19 protein-coding genes are annotated in these 25,580 nt (G+C 45.7%); all 19 read right to left on the minus strand.

The window, feature by feature from the left end; all coding sequences use genetic code 11:
* The 19 genes from TY16_RS18850 to sdaAA all read right to left on the minus strand — a co-directional run bounded on the left by TY16_RS18850 (nt 1) and on the right by sdaAA (nt 25,576).
* Nucleotides 1-333 (minus strand): putative DNA-binding protein, encoded by a 333-nt coding sequence (locus tag TY16_RS18850; protein ID WP_043933351.1) that lies wholly within the window; start codon nt 331-333, stop codon nt 1-3.
* A gap of 324 nt (nt 334-657) precedes the next feature.
* On the minus strand, nt 658-3,465 hold the full coding sequence (locus TY16_RS18855; RefSeq protein WP_043933352.1) for a VWA domain-containing protein: 2,808 nt from the start codon (nt 3,463-3,465) through the stop codon (nt 658-660).
* Nucleotides 3,449-5,230: a vWA domain-containing protein gene (locus TY16_RS18860; RefSeq protein ID WP_043933353.1), complete on the minus strand. Its 1,782-nt coding sequence runs from the start codon at nt 5,228-5,230 to the stop codon at nt 3,449-3,451. The genes TY16_RS18855 and TY16_RS18860 overlap by 17 nt, the downstream gene beginning before the upstream one ends.
* 11 nt (nt 5,231-5,241) lie before the next feature.
* Nucleotides 5,242-6,111, minus strand: a complete 870-nt coding sequence (locus TY16_RS18865) for a DUF58 domain-containing protein (protein ID WP_043933354.1) — start codon at nt 6,109-6,111, stop codon at nt 5,242-5,244.
* A complete protein-coding gene (locus tag TY16_RS18870) occupies nt 6,108-7,115 on the minus strand; it encodes an AAA family ATPase (RefSeq protein WP_043933355.1) in 1,008 nt (335 codons plus the stop codon). Before TY16_RS18870 ends, TY16_RS18865 begins: the two co-directional genes overlap by 4 nt.
* Nucleotides 7,116-7,119: 4 nt before the next feature.
* Nucleotides 7,120-8,709: a hypothetical protein gene (locus TY16_RS18875; RefSeq protein WP_052342798.1), complete on the minus strand. Its 1,590-nt coding sequence runs from the start codon at nt 8,707-8,709 to the stop codon at nt 7,120-7,122.
* A gap of 18 nt (nt 8,710-8,727) precedes the next feature.
* Nucleotides 8,728-9,561, minus strand: a complete 834-nt coding sequence (locus TY16_RS18880; protein WP_043933357.1) for an ABC transporter permease — start codon at nt 9,559-9,561, stop codon at nt 8,728-8,730.
* Entirely contained in the window at nt 9,558-10,493 is a 936-nt protein-coding gene (locus TY16_RS18885; RefSeq protein ID WP_043933358.1) for an ABC transporter ATP-binding protein, read from the minus strand. The genes TY16_RS18880 and TY16_RS18885 overlap by 4 nt, the downstream gene beginning before the upstream one ends.
* The gene (locus TY16_RS18890; RefSeq protein ID WP_052342799.1) at nt 10,490-12,868 is read right to left on the minus strand and encodes a hypothetical protein; all 2,379 of its coding nucleotides are present in this window, start codon (nt 12,866-12,868) and stop codon (nt 10,490-10,492) included. The genes TY16_RS18885 and TY16_RS18890 overlap by 4 nt, the downstream gene beginning before the upstream one ends.
* A 402-nt stretch (nt 12,869-13,270) precedes the next feature.
* Nucleotides 13,271-14,266: a signal recognition particle-docking protein FtsY gene (gene ftsY / locus TY16_RS18895; protein ID WP_043933359.1), complete on the minus strand. Its 996-nt coding sequence runs from the start codon at nt 14,264-14,266 to the stop codon at nt 13,271-13,273.
* A gap of 15 nt (nt 14,267-14,281) precedes the next feature.
* Nucleotides 14,282-17,848 carry a chromosome segregation protein SMC gene (gene smc, locus TY16_RS18900; RefSeq protein WP_043933360.1) on the minus strand — a complete coding sequence of 1,189 codons (3,567 nt, stop codon included), beginning with the start codon at nt 17,846-17,848 and terminating at the stop codon, nt 14,282-14,284.
* Between the two features lie 28 nt (nt 17,849-17,876).
* Nucleotides 17,877-18,632 carry a ribonuclease III gene (gene rnc, locus TY16_RS18905; protein ID WP_043933361.1) on the minus strand — a complete coding sequence of 252 codons (756 nt, stop codon included), beginning with the start codon at nt 18,630-18,632 and terminating at the stop codon, nt 17,877-17,879.
* Nucleotides 18,633-18,750: 118 nt separating this feature from the next.
* Complete coding sequence (locus tag TY16_RS18910) at nt 18,751-18,984, minus strand: acyl carrier protein (protein ID WP_043933362.1); 234 nt, start codon at nt 18,982-18,984, stop codon at nt 18,751-18,753.
* Nucleotides 18,985-19,239: 255 nt separating this feature from the next.
* Nucleotides 19,240-19,983 (minus strand): 3-oxoacyl-[acyl-carrier-protein] reductase, encoded by a 744-nt coding sequence (gene fabG / locus TY16_RS18915; protein ID WP_043933363.1) that lies wholly within the window; start codon nt 19,981-19,983, stop codon nt 19,240-19,242.
* Nucleotides 19,983-20,927: an ACP S-malonyltransferase gene (gene fabD / locus TY16_RS18920; RefSeq protein ID WP_043933364.1), complete on the minus strand. Its 945-nt coding sequence runs from the start codon at nt 20,925-20,927 to the stop codon at nt 19,983-19,985. Before fabD ends, fabG begins: the two co-directional genes overlap by 1 nt.
* Before the next feature lie 15 nt (nt 20,928-20,942).
* Nucleotides 20,943-21,950, minus strand: coding sequence for a phosphate acyltransferase PlsX (gene plsX / locus TY16_RS18925; RefSeq protein WP_043933365.1), 1,008 nt, complete (start codon nt 21,948-21,950; stop codon nt 20,943-20,945).
* Nucleotides 21,934-22,530, minus strand: coding sequence for a transcription factor FapR (fapR, locus tag TY16_RS18930; protein ID WP_043933366.1), 597 nt, complete (start codon nt 22,528-22,530; stop codon nt 21,934-21,936). The genes plsX and fapR overlap by 17 nt, the downstream gene beginning before the upstream one ends.
* Nucleotides 22,531-22,646: 116 nt before the next feature.
* On the minus strand, nt 22,647-24,695 hold the full coding sequence (gene recG / locus TY16_RS18935; RefSeq protein ID WP_043933367.1) for an ATP-dependent DNA helicase RecG: 2,049 nt from the start codon (nt 24,693-24,695) through the stop codon (nt 22,647-22,649).
* Nucleotides 24,692-25,576, minus strand: coding sequence for an L-serine ammonia-lyase, iron-sulfur-dependent, subunit alpha (gene sdaAA, locus TY16_RS18940; RefSeq protein WP_043934840.1), 885 nt, complete (start codon nt 25,574-25,576; stop codon nt 24,692-24,694). The genes recG and sdaAA overlap by 4 nt, the downstream gene beginning before the upstream one ends.
* Nucleotides 25,577-25,580 lie beyond the last annotated feature (4 nt).

Raw genomic sequence — 25,580 nt, forward strand, 5'->3', positions numbered from 1 at the left:
CTAATCTAGTTTCTCTAGCTCTGCTAATTTCTCGAGCAAATCTTGTTTCGGAACTGAATCAGATTGAAGCAGCTCCTTTATTTGCGCCAGCAGAATATTACGTTCCTGGAACTTTTGCAAAAGCAGAAGTTTTTCTTCATACTCCTCAAGCATTGCTTCAGTTCGTTTGATATTATCATAAACCGCCTGGCGGCTAACATCATATTCTTCAGCAATTTCCCCGAGTGAATAATCATCCAGGTAATAGAGAGACATGTAGCTTTGCTGTTTTTCAGTCAACAACGATTGGTAAAAATCATACAGATAATTCATTCTCGTTGTTTTCTCAAGCATGCTATCCCTCCTTGTTAAGTGAAAAACCTTTACATCGTTAGTTTACAAGCAGGGCGCCATGGTGTCAAGATAGGCACCAATCTTAATTAAATTTCGTTTATATATTTGGTAAAATGACGTAACATACTACTCTTAAAAGGCGTTTCGGGTAAAACTCCTTGGTAATCCACTAAACCACTTTCGTGGATTAATCGTCACCCCCAGCATATAAATTAATCCACTAAACCACTGTTGACCATAACCATGGCTGCTATTCAACCATCATCAAAAAATTAAGAAAAGCCAGCTCACCCTAACAGGTAAGCCAGCTTCATAAGAAGAATGTTATTTAGTTCTTTTCTTTGCTTCAAGTAAGCGGTTCATCCGTTCTTGCTTTTGTTCAGGAGTCAGTTCCTTGGCAGCGTTAACAGGCTTCGTTTGCCCTTTCGGACGCACCTGTACTAATACCTCATCCTGAGTTTGATTTCCACTTTGCCTTTTCACCTTTTCTTTTCCAGGAAGAATGGTTTTGGACGGCCTTTCCCTGGATACTTTTTTCCTTACTCCTGAGAGCCTTTCGATCGCAACACCATCTACAGTAACTGCTTTATCATCCGAATTTTTCCTTTTTGGAATCAACTTCGAGAATACACCGACTCCGAACCTTCGAATAAAAATTTCAAGGACAAGTACCAGGAATGCAGCCAGCAGCAGATATTCACTTATTGGCTGTCTTTCTTTCGGCAGATTTTTCAACGGTCTGAATGCCTCCCTGGCAGACGTTAATTCCTTTCCGCCGCCAATTGAGGCCAGTTCCTTTAGATAATTCCTGTTTGTCCCTTCTAGCAAAAATTCATTTGAGTAAGGAACAGAAAATCCGGTCCGATACATCTGAACTTCGCCTTTTTTCCCGGTCTGCTTAAGTGACAGGTAATACATCCCCGGTTTTGAAGGGAAAGCAAGCTCATATTCCCCAGGAGCAACTAATTTCATATTTGCGTCCACGGATGTGCCCGTTTCTGATAAAAGCGAAGCCTCTACCGGGAGCACCTCAGTACTGGCACTTTTTAATGTTACAAGCGTTTCTCCGTCTTCTTTTGCAACCGAAACAGAAAAGGGCTCACTATCATACTGTGGCAATGAAGCAGAAACAATCTGGTTTAGGAAAGCTGGCCAGCCTTCCCACCTTGCCCAATCTCCAGACCACTTCCCGGTGACATCCGATGTAAAGGCCAATGTTTTTCCCAGCCCATACTGCCACTCTGCCAGGACAGGATCCTCCTTCTCGCTTAGGATTGGGACTGTCGCTCTCGTTTTCGTCGTGGCAGCAATATAGGCATTCATTTGCGGCACACCAGCCGCAAATCGGGCGGACCACTCAGGATAAGGCTCTATTAATGGGTAAAATGGATTATCCTCGATATATGTTCTTGTTGTCATAACAGTTTCCCGTGACAGGACGCTTGGGATTACCGAAACATCGGACACATCGTAAAAACGTCCGCTGCCCATTGTTGCCAGATCGTCGAGGAGCAGCCTATCGGCATCAGAACCGAGCGCCACCGTTGAAAGTGTGATGTTTTTTTCCTTCCCCTCCTGTATTAGAGAGGCATAATCGCCTGCAGCTGCCGACTGTCCGTCCGTAAGCAATATAATATGTTTCCTTTGCAGTTTGAGGTCACGGAGTTCCTCGTATGCTTTTTCAAGGGCAGGATAAATATTTGTCCCACCTCCGACAGAGATGGATCTGATTTTTTCAACAGTCTTCTTTTTATTGCTAAGAGGTGCTGTTTCCACAATCGTCCATGGCCGGTCATCAAAGGCGATGAATCCAAGCGTGTCCTCCTCACGCAGTAATTCGACTGATCTTGCTGCAGCTTCTTTTGCGAGTGAAAGTTTATTGCCGCTCATACTGCCTGACCGGTCGATCACAATAACCAGGCCTAGTGATGGCATTTCCTTTTTACCCTTAATATCCATATCAACTGGCAGCAATTTTTCAATCGGGGTCTTAAAATACCCCCCAAGACCAAAGCTGTCTTCCCCGCCTGTCATGACAAACCCGGTTCCAAACTCCCTAACTGCTTTCTCAATCAAATTCATTTGGTTTTCGGTGACCCGGTGGCCTGGGACATTTTCAAATATAATGGATTGATATTGAAGGTAGCTACCCAGTGCCGTCGGCAATTTTTCAGGGACAGTTTTCTCAACAAGAAGTTCAGATCCTTTGAGAATGTCTGGCAAAGGACCATTTGGAGTTCCTTCGACCACCAGCACCCTTGGTGTTCCTTTCACAGTCGAAACTGCATGGAGTGAATTATTTTCAATATAGGCATCCTGTTTATTCACAAGCTCGGCTTTATACACCGCAAGACCTGGTTCTTCAGCCTTATGCGTAAACGTATAGGCGTTCTCACCCTCCTTGACCTCGACAGTCTGCTGGAAGACCGCCTTATTGTTCACGGAAAGCCTGACCGCTGCTGGTGTCGCAACATTACTTGTTAGGGTTATCGTAACCGGCGTTTCCTCCCCTTCAAATAGCGAAGGCGGGACGTCCAGGCCTGTTATTGCTGTATCCCCATTTACCTTCCGATCAAGAACAACGTAATCAAGTTCTATTCCTCGATTTTTCAGAAGCTGTGCTGCTTGCTCAGCCTTTCCGACCGTCTCATTGCCGTCTGTCAGGAGGATAATCCTTCCTCCTTCTGTACCGGGAAGGAGTGAAGAAGCGAACTGAAGGCCTGCAGAAATATCCGTTTCGCCACGGTCCACCTCCGCATTGAACCGTTCAGGGATAGTTTTTGTCGTAGACATCGAAGCTTCCGATTGCGCACCATTCGCGAAAGAGGCAATTGCAAATTGCTTTGCATGTCCTTTCGAGGATACTGCTTCATCCACCCAATCAAGCAAATTTCCTTCAACGGATTGAACGCTTTTGGAACGATCAGCCAGAAAGACGATTGTTTCCGTTTTTGCTGGAAGAATAACCTGGGGTACAGCCAGGGCGAAAATAATCAGGAGAAAGACGATGCTCCTTAGGATTCCGGCAACCTTTCTATCGAGTGATTTTGCCTGCCGAAAAAAAAGCAGCATCAGGACAAATGCTGGTATTGTCAGTAAGAGCATAAGAGGATAACTAATTTCCAAGCCCACGGCGGAACACCTCCCATTCGGCAAGCAGTAGTATGAGAGCGATCATCGCTAGCCACAGCCATACTGTCCCGTTTTCTTTGTCTACTGTCTGCTCCAGTTTAGATAAACCTGTCTCGTTTAGTACGAATGATTTCTCAAAGCCGGGCTCTTTTTCACGGTCATCGAGGATGACTGAAAAATAATGAATGGACTCACCGTCTGAAGCCTGGTAAACGCCAGGTTCATAAGGGGCTTTAAAGTTTTCTTTTTCCAATGTGAAACTGCCAAGATTCTTTCCTTCTTCATTAAACAATTCCAAAGGTTTTCCTGCTGTATCAATATTCAGCCATTTTTCTTCACCAGGCTGGAAGTTTCCGAGAAAACCCGACTGGCGTGACAACCATTGATAGCTGTTATAAAGGAAAATTGGAAATCCAGGCTGAAGCGGCCAATCGCTTTTTTCAATTGCAAAATTGACTATGACGGCTGGCTGCGCATTCATCCTTCCTGATTGTATCAACGGATGTCCTCCACTTTCGGCAATCGTTTCAAATGTGCCCTGTAAAGGCTGTACAGCTTGATGAATATATGTCTTTTCAAATGCGGTGTATTCCAGGATCGGTGAGGCCGATCCCTTTGGGCGCTCGTTTATTTCAATCGTTTTTTTTGCATCTTTGTTGATTATCAGAATCGGCCCTTCAGGAAGGTTTTCGGGGACTTGCCCCTCAACAAGGAATAGGCCATCCTGGTCTGCAGTCGCAAGGCTATTATCATCAAGCTGAATGCTTTTAATTCCAATTGATTGCAGCCCCCTTATCAAAAAGGGATTCACATCTCCAACAGCATAGACAGGAGGGTCTGCGGGTGAAAGAACAGTCGAGGCGCTATTATCCGCACTGTAGCCATCAGCGGCAAGAACCTCAGCATGATAATAACGGCCATCAGGGAGGCTCGGTATATCGAGGATTTCCTGGCTATTGGGGGGCAGGGTCAGCATCCTTTCAAAAACGGCCTTCCCTTTGTCGTCCATTATCCGGAAATTCGTGCTCACTTCCTCTTTCCCCTGGTTTTCAACAACCGCAATCGCAGTGACTTTTCCACCTGAACGTGATGCTCCAAACGACATAAGGGAAAGGTTATCCAGTTCCTCACCAAGATTATGTACTTCAACCGGCTGCTTGCCCGCAAGAGATTCTATTGAATCCTCTGTCACTTTATCCGAAAAAATATGGATTACTCCCCCAGTTCCGGAGGACAACGAAACCGCTAGTTTAACAGAATCTGTTATATTTTCATGCCCATAGATCAGATGAAGAGACTCGATTGCAGCCTTAATTGCCCCGGGTTCATCTTCCTTATTCAATACGATTTCCGGCTCTTCATCCGCCAGGATAATTGTCACCTGCTGGCTGTCCAGGCGGCTGGCCATATCAAGGATTTCTTCCTTCGCACTCGCAAACAGTGGTTTTCCGCCTTTTTCAGCGGACATCGTAGAGGAAGGGTCCACAATAAAAACAAGATGCTCCCCTGCCAATCCGGAGCTGAACAAGAGAGGCTTGACAAGCGCAAACATCAACAGAGCGAGCGCGGCGATTTGCAGCCAGAATAAGAGATTATGCTGCAGCTTCTTCAGCCACGGCGACGCCTGCCATTCGTTCATCGCCTCAACCCATAAAAGGTTTGAAGGGTTGATGATAGAGTGATATTGTTTGCGGAAAAAATAGAGCAGGACAACACCTGCAATCAGGATAGCCAGAAAAAAATAGAATGGATTGGCAAAGTGCATATCTTATCACCTCATTCCAGTACTTTTTTTGCTGTACATTTATGAAACAAGAAGTTCTGCAAATCATGAGAATCTGAAACGGGCACATATGTAAAACCAAACTTCCGGCAGAGCGATTCAAGGGCTTCATTATGTTTCGCAAGCCGGCTCTGGTACAACTTGACGACGGTTTCCTGCATCGTTACATTGACGGTTGTTCCCGTTTCACTATCTACAAGCTGTATATCTCCTTCCATTTGCGGTTCTATTTCAGTCTGGGAGAGAACCTGGATGAACTTTACTTCGATTCTTGCTGCGGCAAACTTGCGAAATAATCCTTCAAATGCGGAAAGTGATTCCAGCCCATCTGAAATCAGAATGGCAGCCTGGATGCTTTTCAAGCTTTCCTTGCTAATTAGTTCAGAGAAACCACCAGAGATTGTAGAACTTTTAAGTGCGAGGACACTCGCATATACGCTTTTGGCGTAAATGGTCCCCTTCCTGGCAATTTTACCGAACGAATTTGCTGCAACAGGATAGAAGGTCAGCCTGTCCTCTCCATTTAAAACAATGAAGCTCAGCGCAGCGGCAATTTCCCTTGCCCGCTGCCATTTTGATTCAATCGTCTGCATTGAAGGAGTCCCATCAAGGAAAATAGCGGCATGAATTTCCTGCTCATCAAGGAATCTCTTAATATAGTGCTTGCCGGTTCGCCCATAAATATTCCAATCAATCAACCTGATATCATCTCCCGGCTGATAGGAACGAAAATCCGAGAATTCCAGAGAAGCGCCTGCTTTTCCAGACCTTCTTGCCCCTTTTTGGACACTGCGTCTCCTAGTTTTCACAAAAAGGCGTTTTTGCTGGAGCCTTGAAAGCACAACTATACCGGCTGCTTTCATCTTTCTGAAGCACCTTTCACGGCAGAATCAACAATATCCTTAATGATCTCATCAGCAGTGATTCCGCTTGCTTCTCCTTCGAAATTCATAAACATCCTATGACGCAGTGCTGGTGCAGCTACCTGCTTTAAATCACCAATAGAGACATGATATCGCCCCGCCATAAATGCCCTTGACTTAGCAAGCTGGATGATACTTTGCAGGCCGCGGGGTCCGCTTCCGTATTGGATAAAGTTTTTTACTGCTTCTGGTCCACCTTCTTTTCCCGGATGGGTAAGTGTAACAATTGAAACGGCTAAATCCAGCATATCTTCGGAAACAAGAATTTCCTTTGTTAAACGTTGCAGCAGAACAACGTCCCCAGATCCGAGAATTTTTTCAAGATGTGGCGTTTCAATTCCAGTCGTTCTCCGGGCAATTTCCTTCAATTCATCGCCTGAAGGATAATTCACGTTAATTTTGCAAATAAACCGGTCCATCTGGGCTTCAGGAAGTGGATACGTCCCTTCCATATCAATCGGATTCTGAGTCGCAAGTACAAAGAACGGCGTTTCCATTTGCTTCGTTTCGCCCATAACCGTCACTGTCTTTTCGCCCATCGCTTCCAGCAAGGCACTTTGTGTTTTAGGTGTTGCCCTGTTGATCTCATCGGCAAGTACAATGTTTGAAAAAATAGGGCCTTTATGAAAGGTGAATTCCTGTCTGCCGTCTTCCCCAGGCTGAAGCAGCATCGTACCTGTAATATCGGATGGCATTAAATCAGGTGTAAATTGAACCCGAGAAAAAGATAGATCCATACAGTCTGCGATTGTCCTAATCAGCATTGTTTTGCCGAGGCCGGGCAGACCCTCAAGAAGAGAATGTCCGCCAGAAAGGATGCTCCAAAGCACCTGTTCGATGACATCTTCCTGTCCAACGATAAACTTCTTTATTTCCTCCTTAACAGCCTTCAGCTTTTCGCCGGCCTGAACAAATTGAGTTTCCTTGTCCTTTATTGCATCCATGCAATCACTCCTTGTTCGGATCTAATTCAGAAAAATAATTCTTAACGATTGTTTCAAGGCCTCCGGGCAAATTCATCCTGTCCGTGCTAGTTCGATAGGAATTCGCATAGCTGCCGTATACCTCCTCATACGGCTTGATCGTTCCGCGGAGGATTGGCCCATCGCTTTCATACTGTGCTCCCGGCGACCCGTTCCCTAGGGAGCCTGTATCGGTTTCTATATTTGTTTTACCGCCAACGTGCTCAGGTATGGTCAAAAAGTCTCTCGAGCCCTGGCCAAGTCCCGCGCCCGAACCCGTTCCATTTCCACCATTTCCATTACCAGCCCCCGTTCCGCTGCCATTGCCACTGCCGCTACCCTGGCCGCTTCCAGAACCATTCCCTTGACCGGCGCCATTACCTTGGCCGCTTCCAGAACTCGTCCCCTGTCCATTTCCCTGCCCTTCCCCTTGTGATGATCCCTCACCAGGCTGTTGTCCACCGCTTCCTGAATTCTGTCCGGCTGGCGTTTGTCCGGGCTGGGAACCGGAAGATGGGCTCAATGCAATTTGCCCTGGCGGGATGCCGTTATCCTTCATTAATCCCTGCATGGTCTGGGCTTGCTTATTCAAAGCAGTTTGAGCCGAAGCAAGCTGATTCAAGGTAGTTTGAGAATCCAAAGCGTCTTTTAGTTTTTCTTTAAGTTGGGCAAGCTCCTGCTCGGACATTTTCCCTTCCTTGCCTGAAAGCTCCGCAAGTGCCTGTTTCTGATTACTTGTCAGTTCGCTGCGCTTTTGATTGAGCCTGTTAAGTTCCTCGGTCGCCTTTTCTATTTCTTTTTGGTTAAGGGCTGAAGCAAGCTGGTCAAGTCCTGCTTTTTTAAGGTTATCCTTAATCCGCGCCATTTCAGCAGCCTTTTCTTTTTCCTTAAATTCTTTCAATGCAAGCTCTTTTTTCTTGTTTTCAAGGGCTCTCAGCGCCTCGTCTGGAGTCTTGGCCTTTGCAAGCTCTTTTTTCAATTCCTCGAGCGCCTTCTTAGTCTTGGGATTCTTCTCGCTGACGATTTTCTTATCAAGCTCTTTTTCCGCTTTATTTAGCACTTTCCTTGCTGCTTCCTGCTTGCCAGCCTGGTCCATTTTATCGCTGGGAAGCTGGTTGGCGGCATAAGCAAAACCCAAAAATAATAATCCTACTAACATCCACTTGCTTACTCTATATTTCTTTTTCCGGCTTACGGCATGCTCGTGGACTCTCTTCATCCAGCCAATACTTTCAGCGAGCTGCAATCGATGCAGGAGCCCCTCTTCCTTGTAAAAAGCGAAAGCAGCAGAGACCCGGTCTTCTGGGACGAAGGAGTTATATACGAGAACAGCTTCCTTCCATCCCGGCCAGCCCTGCCAAACCCAGACAGCTGAAGCAATGAAAGCTAAAATAAATGACCACATGGCAAACTGATTGTAATAAGGGAAAACAATCAACCGCGCCAATATGTAAACGATCATTGCTAACCCCGCCCCGGCTATAAAGCCATACTGAAGTCCAAACAGTGCGCGGCCTAATCGGAGCTGACGCCTGATTGGAGACAAGAGGTTTAAGAATTGCTGTTTATCCTCCACATTTACCAGTCCCTTGCATTATTTTTTCTTGCCCATGTTAGGCCGCAGCTTACGGATGGCAAGCAGCAATGCAGCACTCCCAAGAATGGTATACGAAATAAGCAGCGCCGCCCAAAGAGGGAATTCGATTCCTGTCTGTCGGTTTATTTCAGCAATAAACTCCGGTTCAAAAATGCCAAGCATGACAATGAACGGATTTAGCATCGCAAAAAGGTACGGGGTTGGCGACGAAGCTCCTGACATCGCACCGAATTGCATCGAAACGAGAAGCAGGAAAGCCGTACCTGCAGCAAAAAATAATGTAACTCCATAGGTAGAAATCATCGAAACAATTGTCTTCCGGATTAGTGTAGAGAACATGACTCCAAAACTGCCGAATATCAAAATCAGAAAAACATAATATCCTAGAACAAAAAGCACTTGTAGTGGTGAAATGCCCCCGAACAGGAAGACAATGCTGTAAATTGGCATACTGCCCACAATCATCAGAAGCAAAAAGGATACGGAAGAAACCAGCTTGCCGACAATGATTCCGGTTGACGTTTGAGTCGTTGTCAGCAGGATATTCAGCGTCTGCTTTTCCCTTTCCCCACTTATGACACCCGCTGTCAGCCCCGGAGTGATGAACAGGATCAGCCCGAGCTGGATAAACGAAAGGACCATGAACATCGTCCGGCTCTGGTCAGGCCGGAAAAAGCTTATTCCATAAGCCTGTGTTTCCATAAAGATATAGCCTATCGTTACAAGACAAAGTGCCAATAGATAAAACATAAGGCCAAGGAAGCTTTTAAACGTTCGGAACCTAAGCTTAAATTCCTTGTTCATGACAGGATTGAGCAGAAGTTGCCTCATGACAGCTCCACCCCCTTCGTGATTTCCATAAATACATCCTCCAGGTTGGATTCGGTTTCTGAAAAGCTGGTAAGCATTATCCCCGAGTCCACAGCCTTTTTCAAAAGATTGAATTGTTCCTCTTCGCTTCCGCTGAAAACAAATTGAAGCGAGTTCCCGTCTTCCCTTGTTTCGACACGGCTGACCTGATACTGGTCCTCAAAAAACGCCATTGACGTTTCAAGATTGCCCCATACTTTCGCAGTAATCAGCTTTTCACCCTTCAAACGAAGCTGGATTTCCGAAACGGAACCCTGTGCAACGAGCCTGCCCCGGTCAATGATGCCTATGCTATCGCACATTTCAGAAAGCTCTGGGAGGATATGCGACGATATCAGAATGGTTTTACCCATATTCTTTAATTCTTTTAAAATCTCCCTCATTTCAACCCTTGCACGCGGATCGAGGCCTGAAGCCGGTTCATCAAGGATTAAAACTTCAGGATCATGGATGAGTGAGCGGGCCAGGCATAGTCTTTGCTTCATCCCTCGAGAAAGGACATCAACATAGGAATCTGCTTTATGGGTAAGATTGACAAGTTCTAGCAGCTGCGGAATCAACTTTGCCCGTTCGGCAGCGGGAATTCCATAGCTTGAGCCGTAAAAATCGAGATATTCGATAGCCTTGAGCTGGTCATAGACCCCGAAAAAGTCAGGCATATAGCCTAGCTGCCTGCGGACAGCCGCAGGGTCCGAGGCAATGTTATATCCGTTAATGTAAGCAGTGCCAGAAGTTGGCGCTAGAAGAGTCGCCAAAATTGAAAAGGTTGTCGACTTTCCCGCCCCATTTGCACCGACAAAACCGAAGACCGTCCCTTTATCAATTGACAGGTTCAGGGAATCAAGGGCGGTGAACCTTCCGTATTTCTTCGTTAAATTTATGATTTCGATCATTTGCCTGCCTCCCCTTTCACTGTAACGGATGGCATCCTTACCGTCGGATCCTGCTGCTGACCCGTTTTTTCAAGCCTAAGGATGATTTCGCCCTTATCCGAAATAAACCTTGACGGATTATCAGTTAACTTCGATGTCAAATCCTTTAACTCCGAATATTTTTTCGAGGTATGGTCAAGTATCGACCATTTTGTCTCATTTGAGTACCAGGTGACATTTATTTCACTTATGGAGATTTTCTTTCCGATAAATTGATTTGGAAGAATTAGAGAATAGTCATAGGTTCCGTTAGCAACCATCATGTCCCTTCCCTCCGGCATTTTGTCGAGGATTTCTCCCTCTACAGGAATTAGATTTTTCGTTAAAGCCTCTTCCTTTAAAGTGAAAGGCCCGTTCAGTTCAGCTTCAATGTCCGCCGCCTGGTAAATGAGTGACAAACTGTTGGTCGTTTTGCTTTTCCCAGGAATTTCAACCTTCAGGACAGGTTGTTTCGTTATGCCATAGACAATTGGAAGGTTCTTGTTCGGTCCCTGATTATACAAGTACTCAATTGCCCCATATTCCAATTTTTCTATTTTCATTTTATCGATATCATTGTTTTGCTGCGGGTTATAATAGCCGCTATTCGCAGGTGTCAGCGGTCCGGAAAGATATCCACTGGCTATCTCCTTATCAACCTCAAGGGTTCCGCCTTTTTTTAATTGTCCCAGGTCAACCCGCTTGGATCCCGACCAAACATACATATTCTCAAAATCGTACGGGAAGTTATTTGCAATTGTTCCTTTCAGATTTTTACCATCATAGCGAAGACTGATGGCAAAATCGCCCTCCGCTTCCCTGACGGCAGGTCCGTATACCGTCCTCGTTGACCAATACTCCACATTCGGGAACGTATACTTATCTTCCTTTCGCCCTTCTTCAAAGACCGCGTAACGCTGGGGCGCGGACGACTGCATGGATGGGGAGCCTGGTATTGCATTGAATTCCCCGCTTGGGAATACCATTTCATAATCCCCGCTCGTATTCGATAGCAGTGAAACTGCCTCGACCCCCTGAAGAATGCCGCCCTCAGCCTTTAGGACGGAGAGCTGGTTCATCTGTGGTTTAGAAATACGATCCTTCGCGCCAATGCCAAAAATTACTGCCGAAATCAGGAGAGCGAAAGCAGGGACAATCCACCAAGCATGCTCTCGCTTATCAAATCTCTTTAACACCAGATAGAGTACCGGTGCCGCCAGCAATACATAGATAATCAGCATGAGTGTAATTTGCCCAACCGAAAAGTTCACGGATGGGAAATACTCATTTGTTTGTGCAAAATCCATATAATATTGTTCAAAAGGATTCATATATCCTTGATTGCTATTAAAAGTAGATGGTGAACTTTGGCTAAGAATTGACGTGGTTAGCCACTCCCCATATCCCTTCCAAGAAGCTACAGGATTGTCCCCCAGCGAGAAAGCTGTTTGCCAGATTTCTCCGGAACCATAATCCTTTTTAACAAGAACAGGGACAGCTCCGCTTTTCTCGACAACTGTGGCTCCCTCCGAGACTTTACCGTGAAAAACTGGAACCTTTGCAAAACTTGCCCCCGGCTTAACGGCAGACTTAAGCTTGGTCAGGTTGGCTGCAGTTTCAGTTGATGGTATCATCGGCAGTTCGGTAAACAATTCTCCATACACCTGCTGGGCATCCGCCGCGCCTCCCACAATAAGTACTCCGCCATCTTTTGCCCAGCCGAGTATCGCTTGCTGCTGCAGCTCATTTAGTCCTGAAAAAGGATAGCCATCAATAGCGAGAACATCCAAATTATCAAGGCCTATTTTATCTTCCGGGATAAAGTCGGGTTCAAAAATAAGCGAATCATTGGCTGCCCCTGGCAGCGATTTAAGTTCCTTCAGCCTGTCCGGTTCCTCACTTAGGAGGCCAAGTATTTTCCAGGAGGGGTCAACATATTTAAGTGAAAGCTTCTTGGAACCAGTGAAGGATGTTTCCTTTCCATCTTGCCAATTTCCTTTGTAAAGGAAAATTTCCTGAACGTTTGGGCTACTGTACATCCCATCTTCAGAAATGCCCGGAATCGATACAATGTACTCTTTCTTGCCGCCCTTCGGAATATCTATATGGAGAACTTTTGATCCAGAAGAGCTGTAGGTTGGGTAAAAATTGATTAATAAATCCCCTTTAAAATCGGTGCCTTTGTTTTCGACTGTCACTTTGACAGGAAAACCGTAACCGCTTTTTATTTTCCCATCAAAGCCTGCTTCCGTCCGAATTGTGATGCCACTATTCGCTGCAATAGCTGGTTGAGCAATACTGACGAGCAGAAAAAGCATCAAGAAAAGGGATACCCATTTTCTAATATGTAATGCCAAGATTATTCCCCCTATTTTTTCTTCATAAGATTAGACGTTTGCAAACGTCAAAACACTGCAATTTTTATATAAAAAAGAAAATAATTCCTTTAGTGTAATTTTACACTGTATTCATATAAAAAAACAGTACCGATTTGGACAACGGTACTGTTTTTTTAAATATAATGGAATAAATATATTTTTAAATGTTGTTGATTTACGCTCCTGGTACTTCGCGGACCTTAGGGGCGTCAGTGAAGCCTCCTCGGCGCTTTTGCGCCTGAGGTGTCTCCACTTGTCGCTGCATCCCGCAGGATTTTGAAAAACATCCCTGAAAAACCCCGCAGGAGAAAAAGCGCTTTTTGCATATTCGAACGAGTCTACCTACCATCCGCTTCAATCAACTATGCAAAACTTCACTGTTTAATCTGTATAATCTGTTTGGTCAACCTGGTCGGCAAATAATCCATATACGTATTTTTCAGGATTGAATTCCTGAAGGTCATCCATTTTTTCACCGAGACCAACAAACTTGACAGGTATTTGCAGCTCATTCCTAATGGCCAGAACAATACCACCTTTTGCTGTCCCGTCCAGTTTAGAAAGTACAATACCGGTTACATCCGTTGCTTCTTTAAAGGTTTTAGCCTGGATCAAAGCGTTTTGTCCGGTAGTCGCATCGAGGACGAGAAGTACCTCATGTGGCGCTCCAGGAATTTCCCTTTCGATTACGCGCTTAACCTTTTCAAGCTCCTTCATGAGATTAACCTTATTTTGAAGCCTCCCCGCAGTATCGCAAAGCAGAATATCAGCTTTCCTTGATTTAGCCGCCTGAATTGCGTCATACATGACAGCTGCAGGATCTGAGCCCTCTGCTTGCTTAATAACAGGAGCACCTACCCGCTGACCCCAAACTTCAAGTTGGTCAATTGCCCCGGCCCGGAATGTGTCTCCGGCGGCAAGGAGTACGGTTTTTCCTTCGCTAATATATTTGTGGGCAAGCTTGCCTATTGTTGTTGTTTTTCCAACACCATTCACTCCAACAAACAGGACAACAGTCAGGGCTCCGTCTTGAATATTAAGATTGGAAGACAGTTTCTCACCAGCATTGTAAATATCCACAAGCTTTTCAGAAATAACACTCTGAACTTCCGCCGGATCCTGGATATTGCGCCTCTTCACCTCGAGCTTTAGCTGATCGATTAATTCCATGACGGTATCAAAACCGACATCTGCCTGGATCAGGATTTCTTCCAGTTCTTCAAAGAAGTCCTCATCAACCTTTCTATATCTGGCAACAAGGTCATTTACTTTGCCTGAAAAACTGTTCCTGGTTTTAGAAAGCCCATCCTTGAACTTTTCTGTTACACTGTCTGTCTGCTTGCTAATGGTTTCTTTTAGTTTCTTAAAAAAACTCATATCAGCACCCCGTTCTTAAGTTTCAACAAGCTCTTTCGTATCTTCCAGCCTCACCGACACCAATTTCGAGACGCCGGATTCCTGCATTGTCACTCCATAAAGGACATCGGCTTCCTCCATGGTGCCCTTGCGGTGGGTTATGACAATAAATTGGGTCCCTGCACTGTACCGTTTCAAGTACTGGCTAAATCTGTACACATTTGCCTCATCAAGAGCAGCTTCCACCTCGTCCAGAATACAGAACGGTACCGGCCGTACCTTCAGAATGGAAAATAGAAGTGCAATCGCAGTCAGCGCCCTCTCCCCGCCTGAGAGCAGCCCAAGATTCTGAAGCTTTTTCCCTGGAGGTTGGGCAACGATATCAACGCCTGTATTTAGGAGGTCATCCGGGTTTGTTAACCGGAGGTCTGCCCGCCCGCCGCCAAATAGAGCGCGGAATACAGTTTCAAAATGAGACCGGATAGCCGTAAAGGTTTCTTCAAACCGTTTAATCATTTCCTCATCCATCTCACCAATAACCTGGAAGAGGGTATCTTTTGCAACTTGAAGATCATTTTTTTGTACGAGAAGGAATTCATAACGTTCAGATACACGTTCGTATTCTTCAATTGCCCCCAAGTTAACATTACCAAGCTCATCAATCGCCCTCTTAATGAGCTTTACCCTTCTCCGGGCGTCCTCAGCCGGAATTGTTAATGGATATTGCTGCTTGGCGCCATCAAAGGTTAGCAGATATTCCTCGCGAAGGTGGCCAAGTTTCGCTTCGAGCTCAACGTCCAGTCTATTCAGCTTAACTTCCTCGTCCTTCAGAGCCTCTGACATCCCTTTATGCTGGCGCCTTAATTCCTTTGCTTCAGCCTCGATTTGTTCCAATACCGAATTCAATTGAAGCCGTTCTTCCCTTCGCGCAGAGATAAGCTTGAGCGCATTCTCCTTGTCGCGAAGCTTTTGGGAAGCAGCTGCAATAAGCTGCTCCTCACCTGAAGAATTGCCTTGCATTTCAGAAACGAGCAAGTCATGGTCTTCCTGGTAAGTATCAAGTTTTTCTGTAACTTCAGCTAGCTCTTCGGCGATTCTGTCAGCACGCTCCCTGGCATGGACATATTGCTCATTTTTCGATGCATACTCCACCTTCAGACTATTGATATCCTCAGTTAACGCCTCGCGGGAAGTTACTGCAAGGGCCTTTTTCTGAGTCAGGCTGGCAATTTCAGTGTCCAATGCTGCAATCTTTTCTTTAGCAGTGAGAAGAATTTCTTCCAGTTCCTGTTTTCTCTTTTGCAGTCCTTGTTTTTCTTCTTGAAGCAATCCCTTTTCCATATCGTAAATCGATAAGCGTTCATTAATATTTTTCAGCTGCAATTCAGCTTCCCTAAGTTCTCCTTTCAGGCGCTGTTCGGAAAGGCGGTTATCCTCCCCTGCCTTCCTGGACTCTTCCTGGGCTGCTTGCTTAAGAGTAACATCCAGCTTCAATTGCTTTACCGAATCCTCAAGCTTGGCGGTCTTTTCTTCCATCTCGTTGATTTTAACTTTTAAATCATCCAATTCGGTTTTCCTGCTCAATAGGCTGGTAGAATTCTGTTTTAAAGCACCACCTGTCATTGAGCCACCCGCATTTACAACATCGCCTTCAAGTGTGACAATCCGGAACCGGTATTGCATGGTTCTGGCAATCTCGTTTGCCCCTTTTAAATCCCGTGCAATTAAGACCGTTCCAAGAAGGTTTTCAATTATTTGCCTATATTTTTCATCAAAACCGACCAGGCTGGCCGCTGTTCCAATAAAAGAAGGATGCTGCCGGGCAAATTCCAATTGCGCGCTGGAAATAGCTTTCCCTTTTATGACGCTGAGAGGCAGGAAAGTCGCCCTTCCAGAAGAACTCCTTTTTAGGAAAGCGATTGCCTCACGAGCGCTTTGTTCGGAGTCAACAATAATATTTTGAAGCGCCCCGCCAAGAGCTGTTTCAATAGCTGCCTGATATTCTTTAGGCACATTGACTACTTCCGCTACTGCTCCTTCAATTCCGTTAAGTTTTCCATCCCTGGCCTTTAATACTTCTTTTACTCCCTGGAAAAAGCCAGAATATCCATCTTCCATCTCTTCCAGCATATCCTTGCGCGACTTTGCCTGTTGAAGATATTGATACGCCTGATAAAGGATTTTTTCCTGGTTTTGATAGGCCGAAGCAGCGTTTTCCAGCTCCCGCTTACCATCCATGAAGGTTTTGACTTGAAGATGGAGCTCTTTTGAGACACGGTCAAGTTCGGACTGAAGCTTCTCTACTCTGTTAATAGCCTCTGTTCTTTCTTCTATGAACCTTTTGTTATCCTCATCAAGCCTAGAGCTTTTTCTTTTAATTTGCTCCAGTTGTGTGTCAACAAGACTTGACTCGTTTCTTGCTCCGGCCTGGCCATTCAGTTCATCAATATATTCACTTTTCAATGATTCGATTTTATCATCAGCATCTTCACTTAAAAGAAATAGCTGCTGCTGCTTGGCCTTCAGACTTTTCTGAAGCCCCGCCGCTTCCTTTCCAAGTGCTTCGGCAATCCCGGCAAGCCTGACTTTTTCCTGTTCAAGAAAATTCTTTTTGGAAGAAAACTCTTTAATATTTTCTTCAAGCTGCTTTCGGTTTTGCGAGGCATTTTTCTTCCGCTCTTTCAGTACCTCTTTTTTGCCTTCTAGCTTCTCAAGCTCTTCACTCGCTAAAAGAAGGACATTTTGCAGGTCGCTGACAGATTCATCAACAGCTGTAATCCGGTCACGGGTTTGTTCAATTTCAGCCTCTTGCTTTTGCAGTTGGGCAGAAAGCTTTATTTCTTCCTGTTTGTGTTGTCCAAGGAGTTCTGATAGCTTCTCCCATTTTAAATGAAGTTCTTCAATATCATAAACCGTAAGCGCAACTTCAATCTTTTCAAGCTCTTCCCGTTTCTCCTTGTAGTCACTGGCAATTGATGCCTGAATTTTAAGCGGTTCAACCTGGCTCTCCAACTCGTAGAGGATATCCTGAACTCTGTTGAGGTTTTCCTGTGTTTCCGCAAGTTTCAGTTCAGCCTTCTTCTTGCGCGTCTTATACTTGAGAACACCAGCCGCTTCCTCGAAAATCGTTCTTCGTTCTTCTGCTTTGCTATTCAGGATCTCGTCCACTTTTCCCTGGCTAATAATCGAAAAAGCTTCTCTCCCAAGTCCCGAATCCATAAACAAATCAATAATATCCTTCAGTCTGCATGGTTGCTTATTTATTAGGAATTCACTTTCGCCAGATCGGAATACCCGTCTTGTTACACTAACTTCGTTATAATCAATTGCAAGCTTTTGATCCTCATTGTCCAGTGTTAGCGTGACTTCTGCAAAATTAAGCGGTTTACGGGAATCACTTCCGGAAAAAATGATATCCTCCATTTTTGTCCCGCGCAGGGATTTTGCCGATTGTTCGCCTAGCACCCAGCGGATCGCGTCTATTACATTGCTTTTGCCGCTGCCGTTTGGTCCAACCACTGCCGTGACACCGGGTACAAAATCAACGCCAATCCTTTCCGCAAAGGATTTGAATCCAACTACTTCAAGCCGTTTTAAATACATGATTGTCTCTCCCTCAGGTTTTGGCGGCTCACTTTATCTCTCCATCTTTCTCTGGCCTAAGCTTGGACAAGGCCATTTGCGCAGCCAATTGTTCAGCTTCTTTTTTCGACCGCCCAGTGCCTACTCCCAGTTCTTCCCCATTCAAGGTAACACGGGAAACAAATTCACGATTGTGTGCAGGCCCCTTTTCCTGGAGAACCTTATATTCAATCGTTCCCGTTCCATCCCTTTGTATAAGTTCCTGAAGCTGGCTCTTATAATCCATCACATGCGAAAAAGCACCTGCATTCACTTTTGGAAATACCACTTTTTCAAGAAATTGAATAACTGTATCTATCCCTTGGTCAAGATACAGTGCACCAATGAATGCCTCAAAAACATCAGCCAGTAATGCAGGGCGTGCTCTGCCCCCTGTCATTTCTTCGCCTTTGCCGAGCAAGATCAGCTTACCGAATGAAAGTTCATTTGCAAAAGATACCAGTGACGGCTCGCAAACAATTGCGGCGCGGAGCTTGGTCAGCTCACCTTCGCTCATCATTGGGTATTTTTTAAAAAGGAACTTTGACACGGTCAATTCCAGTACGGCATCTCCTAAAAACTCGAGCCGCTCATTGTCTTCAAATGGCTTCCTGCGATGCTCATTCACATAGGATGAATGGGTAAAGGCCTGCTTGAGAAGATTTTCATCCGAAAACTGAATTCCGATTTCAGATTGGAATTCCTTAAACAGATTTTTTTTTGCGCGATTCGCGTTTGTCTCTTTTTCTTTATTGTATTTGCGCATTAGTCTCCACCTTGTCATAATCTTTTGCCCGCGCCTAGTTGCGCATCGAAAGTACATTAGTTCTATAATACAGAAGAAAGCTCCGTTTGAAAACGGAGCCTCTAGAGAAATCCTGCGACTAATTTTTGCTATTTATGTAGTTAACAGCATCACCAACAGTGCCGATTTTCTCAGCATCATCGTCAGAAATCTCCATATCGAATTCATCTTCCAATTCCATTACTAGTTCTACAACATCCAGGGAATCAGCACCAAGATCATCTTTGAAGGAAGCTTCAAGAGTGACTTGGGATTCGTCAACGCCAAGGCGATCAACGATAATTTTTGTTACGCGTTCTAGTACTTCTGCCATGCTTGTCACCTCCCCTCAAGCTATTATAGTGTATTTCCCGGCTTGAAGGAAGCCAAACCGGGGTGAATTTCGGTAAAAAAAGAGCTAATTAAGAAGAACTATATAGGTTAAACTAAAGTATTTCTGTAATTCTGCTCCAGGCCATACGCCGCTAAACGGGCGCTTCCGCTTTTCTTTTTGTCTAGCTGCAGGGCCTAGCCCCCCGAGGTCGCTTCGGCGCTTGTCGGGGCTGACCAGGCCCTTCCGCTTTTCTTATTACATCACCATTCCACCGTCAATGTGAAGTGTTTGGCCTGTTATATAGGATGCGTCTTCGGAAGCTAGGAATACGACTGCTTTGGCGATGTCACCAGGCTCCCCAAAGCGTGCGAGCGGGATTAGCTTAAGCATTTCCGCCTTTATTTCCTCGGTTAATTTATCCGTCATATCGGTTGTTATAAATCCTGGAGCGATGGCGTTTACGGTAATATTCCGGGACGAAAGCTCCTTGGCAGTTGTCTTGGTTAGCCCAATGACACCTGCTTTGGCAGCTACATAATTAGCTTGCCCAGGATTTCCGCTGACTCCTACCACTGAAGCTAAATTTATTATTCTGCCGCTTCGCTGCTTCATCATTTGACGAGTTACTGCTTTCGTGCAGAGGAATACGCCCTTCAGGTTAATGTTAATTACATCATCCCATTCTGATTCCTTCATCCTCATCAACAAATTGTCGCGGGTAATACCAGCATTGTTGACTAGAATATCCAGGCTGCCAAACCTTCCGACTGTTTCCTTGACCAACGCGGCAACCGCTTCTTGGTCGGAAACGTCGCCCTGGATGGCGAAAGCGTCCCTGCCCATGGCACGAATCTCTTCTGCCACTTCATTGGCTTTTGCCTCGCTGCCAGCAAAATTGATGGCTACATTCGCTCCCTGCCTTGCCAATTCAAGAGCGATCTCTCTGCCAATCCCTCGTGAGGCACCGGTTACGAGAGCAGATTTTCCTTCAAGTTTCATTACTTTTCCTCCTTCAGCGCAGCAATTGCCGCATAACAGCTTTCCACATCGGAAACCGACAGGATTGCTACACTTCGGTCGATCTTTTTGACGAGCCCTCCAAGTACTTTGCCAGGACCGAATTCGATAAATGTATCGACACCGAGTTCAATCATCTTTCGGACAGAATCTTCCCAAAGAACTGGTGAATAAAGCTGCTTTATAAGGTTTTCCTTAATGGTTTCAGCATCTGTCATCGGCTGGGCATCCACATTTGCGATGACTGGAATCGTCGTATTGTTAATATCAGATTTGTCCAATACTGCCCTTAGTTTTCCCGCTGCCGGCTCCATAAGGCTCGAGTGGAATGGTCCGCTCACTTCTAGAGAAATGACTCTTTTGGCACCGTCTGATTTTGCTCTTTCACCCGCAAGCCTTACTCCTTCAACAGTTCCCGAAATTACAATTTGCCCCGGGCTATTGATATTAGCAAGCTGAACAGGGTGTCCTTCATTTGAAACAGCTGCTGTAACATCCGAAAGCGGGCCTCGCTCAATGCCTAAGACAGCAGCCATCGCACCCAGGCCATTCGGTACAGCTTCCTCCATAAATTCTCCCCTTTTTCTTACAGTGAAGACGCCATCCTCGAATGGAATTGCTCCAGCGGCAACCAGAGCGGAATATTCACCAAGACTGTGACCAGCGGTGTAGTCAGCCTCGATTCCGGATTCACGAAATAATTCCACCAAAGCTGTGCTAACTGTCAAAAGAGCAGGCTGAGCATTGACTGTTTTTGTCAAAGCCTCCTGAGGCCCCTCAAACATAATGCTGCTCAAGCTTTCCCCCAGTATTTGGTCTGCTTTTTCAAATAGGGACTTGCTTGCCCCATTTGCCTCGGCCAGTTCCTTACCCATTCCTACGGCCTGTGAACCCTGGCCAGGAAAGATGAATGCTATTTTTCCCATGTTGCACCTCGTTACTTATTCAGAATCATTTTTTGTACTCGTTGCCTCTTCTACTGTTTTCCTGATGAGTCCCGTAACATCGTTGGATACCATTTCCCTCGTTTGGCGCACAGCACTAAAAAGGGATTGTGCATTTGAGGATCCATGAGCTTTAATTACCGGTGCTTTTAAGCCAAATAAAGCGGCACCGCCATATTCGGAATAATCCATCTTGTTCTTCAGCCCGTTCAAGCTTGGCTTTAGGACTGCTGCAGCAAGCTTGCTCTTCAAGTCCGCCGTAAGGGCACCTTTTAGCATTTTAAACACGGACATTGCCGTGCCTTCGACTGTTTTCAAAACCATATTTCCAGTAAACCCGTCCGTAACAACAACATCGGCTATACCATTAAGAAGGTCCCTCGCTTCAACATTGCCGACAAAATTCAGGCCGGAATCTTTTAGCAGCTTGAAGGCCTGCTTGGATAACTCATTGCCCTTCTTCTCTTCAGTTCCGATATTCAACAGCCCGACACGAGGGTTTTGTATACCCCGTACCTTCTCGCTGTAGACGGAGCCCATTATGGCGTATTGAAAAAGATGTTCGGCCTTGGCATCTACATTCGCGCCAACATCAAGAAGAAGGAAGCCCTCACCGCCGATTGTCGGCAAGGTCGGAGCTAGCGCGGGTCTATCAATTCCTTCAATACGGCCCACTACAAACAGTCCAGCAGCCATTAATGCACCAGTGTTACCGGCGGAAATGCAGGCATCAGCCTTGCCATCGAGTACCAGCTGGGCAGCGAGAACCATCGATGCAGTTTTTTTGCGTCTTACGGCACGTACCGGTTCATCTGTCCCTAGAATGACTTCATCTGTATGTAAAATTGAAATTCTATCGTGGTTCGTAAAGGTTTCACGTATCTTGCTTTCATTACCGATAAGTGTAATTTCGATATCCTTATATGTATCGGCAGCCTTCACAGCACCAAGGACGATTTCCTTTGGAGCGTGGTCACCACCCATTGCGTCAATTGCTATTTTCATGCGAGTTGCCACCTTTGTTCCTATTTGAGCGATACATTTCAAATTCGCCGGTAAAAACAAGTTCATTGTTTACAAAACTATTGACTTCCACGAATGTCCTGGCATGTTCTTCGTCAATTTTAGTAACTTTAGCCTTTGCGATTACCCGCTCACCTTCCTTGACAGACCGTTTGAACTGAAGGGAGGATTTTGCGGTTAGTGCTAACTGATCATTTATGACTGCTACTGCTAGGGAATTTGCCTGCGCAAACAAATGATGTCCCCTGGCAATGTTATTCCGCTTAAAAACATGTTCAGGTTTTATATCAAGAATTGATATGGCATTCTGGTCAAGCTCAATATCAATGATTTCACCGATTACTTCTTCTAGAGGCAACGAACGGACCTCATCTTCAAATCTTTTCTCGGCTACGTTCTTGATTCGCTCGCGAAGTTCAGGAATGGAGAGCTCAAGACGGTCCAGCCTGATTGTCTGGACACTGACTGTAAACCGTTCGGCTAGTTCTTCATCTGTAATAAAAGGATTTTCTTTGATGGTTTCCACCAGCAGACGCTGGCGTTCCTTTTTGTTTCGTTTCATGTTCACACCGCCAAGCTCTTATGACTAGGTACTAATAGTAGTATAAAATTAAGATTTGGATAATGCAACAATAAGTTTGTTAAGTTGCCATGTAAAAAGAGAAAGCCCGGCTTATATTAGTCGAGCTTTTCCCCTGATAACACCCCGGTATCGACCAATTCTTGCCTTAAGGCCGCGTATTCTGGAGCATGCCAAAACGCCTTGGATTGAACTAATTGGGCTGCATCATTCCGAGCAGTTTCTAGTGCGCGATAATCGTGAACCATGTCGGCGACTTTGAATTCTGGAATACCGCTCTGTTTTTTTCCAAAAAAATCACCCGGACCCCTTAATTCAAGGTCCTTCTCACTTACAACAAAGCCGTCGTTCGTTTCGGTCATAATTTTCATGCGTTCCTTGCCTACTTCCGATTTTGGTTCTGCAAGCAAAATACAGTAGGACTGGTCACTTCCCCTGCCTACCCTACCGCGGAGCTGATGGAGCTGGGCAAGTCCAAAACGTTCAGCATCATAAATTAGCATGACTGTGGCATTCGGGACGTTCACTCCTACTTCAACGACCGTTGTTGAGACAAGCACCTGGGTTTCATTTTCAGAGAAAGCACGCATCACTTCCTCTTTTTCCGCAGAAGGCAGCCTTCCGTGCATGAGACCAACCTTGAACTTGTTTTGAAAATAAAAAGATAGGGTGCTATGAACATCAATTGCGTTTTGGACGTCGAGCTTGTCCGACTCTTCGATTAATGGACAAATCACGTATGCCTGCCGCCCTTTGCGAAGCTCTTTTTCCATGAAACCAAGAACCCTATCCAGCATGTCCTGCCGCGCCCAATAGGTTTCAATGGTCTTCCTTCCTGCCGGCATTTCATCAATAACCGATACATCCATTTCCCCAAAAACGGTTATGGCAAGTGTCCTCGGTATCGGTGTTGCCGTCATGAACAGGACATCCGGATTTTCCCCCTTTTCTCGGAGAACGCGGCGCTGTTCAACTCCGAATCGGTGCTGTTCGTCAGTAATGACAAAGCCGAGCTTTTCGAACGAAACCTCATCCTGAATCAAAGCATGAGTGCCTACGAGAATATGAATCTTTCCTTCCGCTAAATCGGCAAGAAGCTCACGCCTTGCCTTTCCTTTCACACTGCTCGTTAACAGTTCCACCCTTACGCCAATCGGTTCGAATAGTTCCCTTAGCGATATAGCGTGCTGCTCGGCTAGGATTTCAGTTGGCACCATTAACGCTCCCTGTCGGCCAGTTGTCACACATGCGTAAAGGCAAATTGCTGCAACGACCGTTTTTCCTGAACCGACATCCCCTTGAAGGAGGCGATTCATCCTGTATGGCGATTTCATGTCCGAGAGTATTTCATTGACAACACGTTTTTGTGCATTCGTGAGCGGAAATGGAAGGCTGTTTATGAAATCCATTAGCCTGTCTAAGTTATATTTATGAATAATACCGGGTGATTGCTCGCGTTCGATTTTTCGCAGTGCCTGCATCTTAAGCTGAAATGACAGGAACTCCTCATAAACAAAACGCCTTCTAGCCTTTTTCACATCATCGGGATCGTCCGGAAAATGCATGATCTTCAGGGCATCACGCCTGTTTGGCAGCCTATATTTTTGCACCAGGCTGCCTGGCAAGGTTTCTACAATGTCGTTACCGTAAAGCGAAAACGCTTGAGCAATGTATTTTCGCATGTTCTTCATTGTTAAGTTGCCGCGCAGCGCATAAACGGGCTCGAACATTTTCCCTGAGCGATTTTCACCGATATGCACTTCTGAGACAGTAACCGCCATTCGGTGTTGATCCCATTTTCCTGTAACGGTAATGGTCTCCCCAATTTGAATTTTGCTTTTCAGGTATGGCTGGTTAAAAATGATAGCCTGGACAAGATAACGTCCAACAAGAAGGCGGACAGTCATCCGCGACTTCTTTTTGCCAAAACGCGCAAGGGAAGGCTCGCTATGAACCTTCCCTTCAACCGTTATCCTCTCATCATGCTTTACATCAGCCAAGTCGCGCAGCCTGTAGTCTTCATAGCGGTACGGGAAATGTTCAAGAAGGTCCCGGATTGTGACAATATTTAAATCGGCAAGCAGTTCCGCCGTTTCATCGCCTATCCCTTTAAGGACTTTAACTGATTGCATGAGATTTGTATTCACTGTTTTGTCAGCGGAATCCCGAATATCTTAGCTTCCAGCTCCCTACCGGTTGGGGTCGCCGCCAAACCTCCCTGCGCAGTCTCTTTTAATGCAGTAGGCATCTGTTGCCCGATTTTGTACATCGCATCGATTACCTCATCGCAAGGAATCCTGCTCTTGATTCCCGCAAGTGCCATATCGGCAGCCACCATGGCATTCGCAGCACCCATTGCATTCCGTTTCACACATGGAACTTCAACAAGGCCTGCAACTGGGTCACATACAAGGCCAAGCATATTTTTCAGCGTGATAGCCATCGCTTCGGCACATTGCTCTGGTGTCCCGCCTGCAAGTTCTACAAGTGCGGCAGCTGCCATTCCGGCCGCAGAACCAACTTCCGCCTGGCAGCCCCCCGCGGCACCTGAAATGGATGCGTTGTTTGCTACTACAAAACCAAATGCACCGGATGTGAATAAAAAGGATACCATTTCTTCCCTTGAAGGATTTAATTTGTTTTTTACAGCAAATAGCGTCCCTGGAACGACACCGGCAGAACCGGCAGTTGGTGTGGCACAGATAGTCCCCATTGCTGCATTGACTTCATTTGTCGCCACCGCTTTGCTTACAGCATCAAGCAATGTTTCCCCTGAGAGAAAATTGCCTTTCTGGATATATTGCTGAAGAAGAACGGCATCGCCGCCAGTCAGGCCGGAATGGGAATGAACTCCCTTTATTCCTCGCTCAACTGCTTGTTCCATTACCTCAAGATTTCGATCCATCATTTTGATAATCTCTTCCCTGGAGCGGCCAGTTACTTCCATTTCTTGCTCAATCATGATCTCCGATATTTTTTTATTGCTGCTGATTGCCAATTCAACCAACTCAGCTACATTGCGGAACATCATA

It is taken from the genome of Bacillus sp. EB01 (genome assembly GCF_000613125.1).
Lineage (GTDB): Bacteria > Bacillota > Bacilli > Bacillales > Cytobacillaceae > Bacillus_D.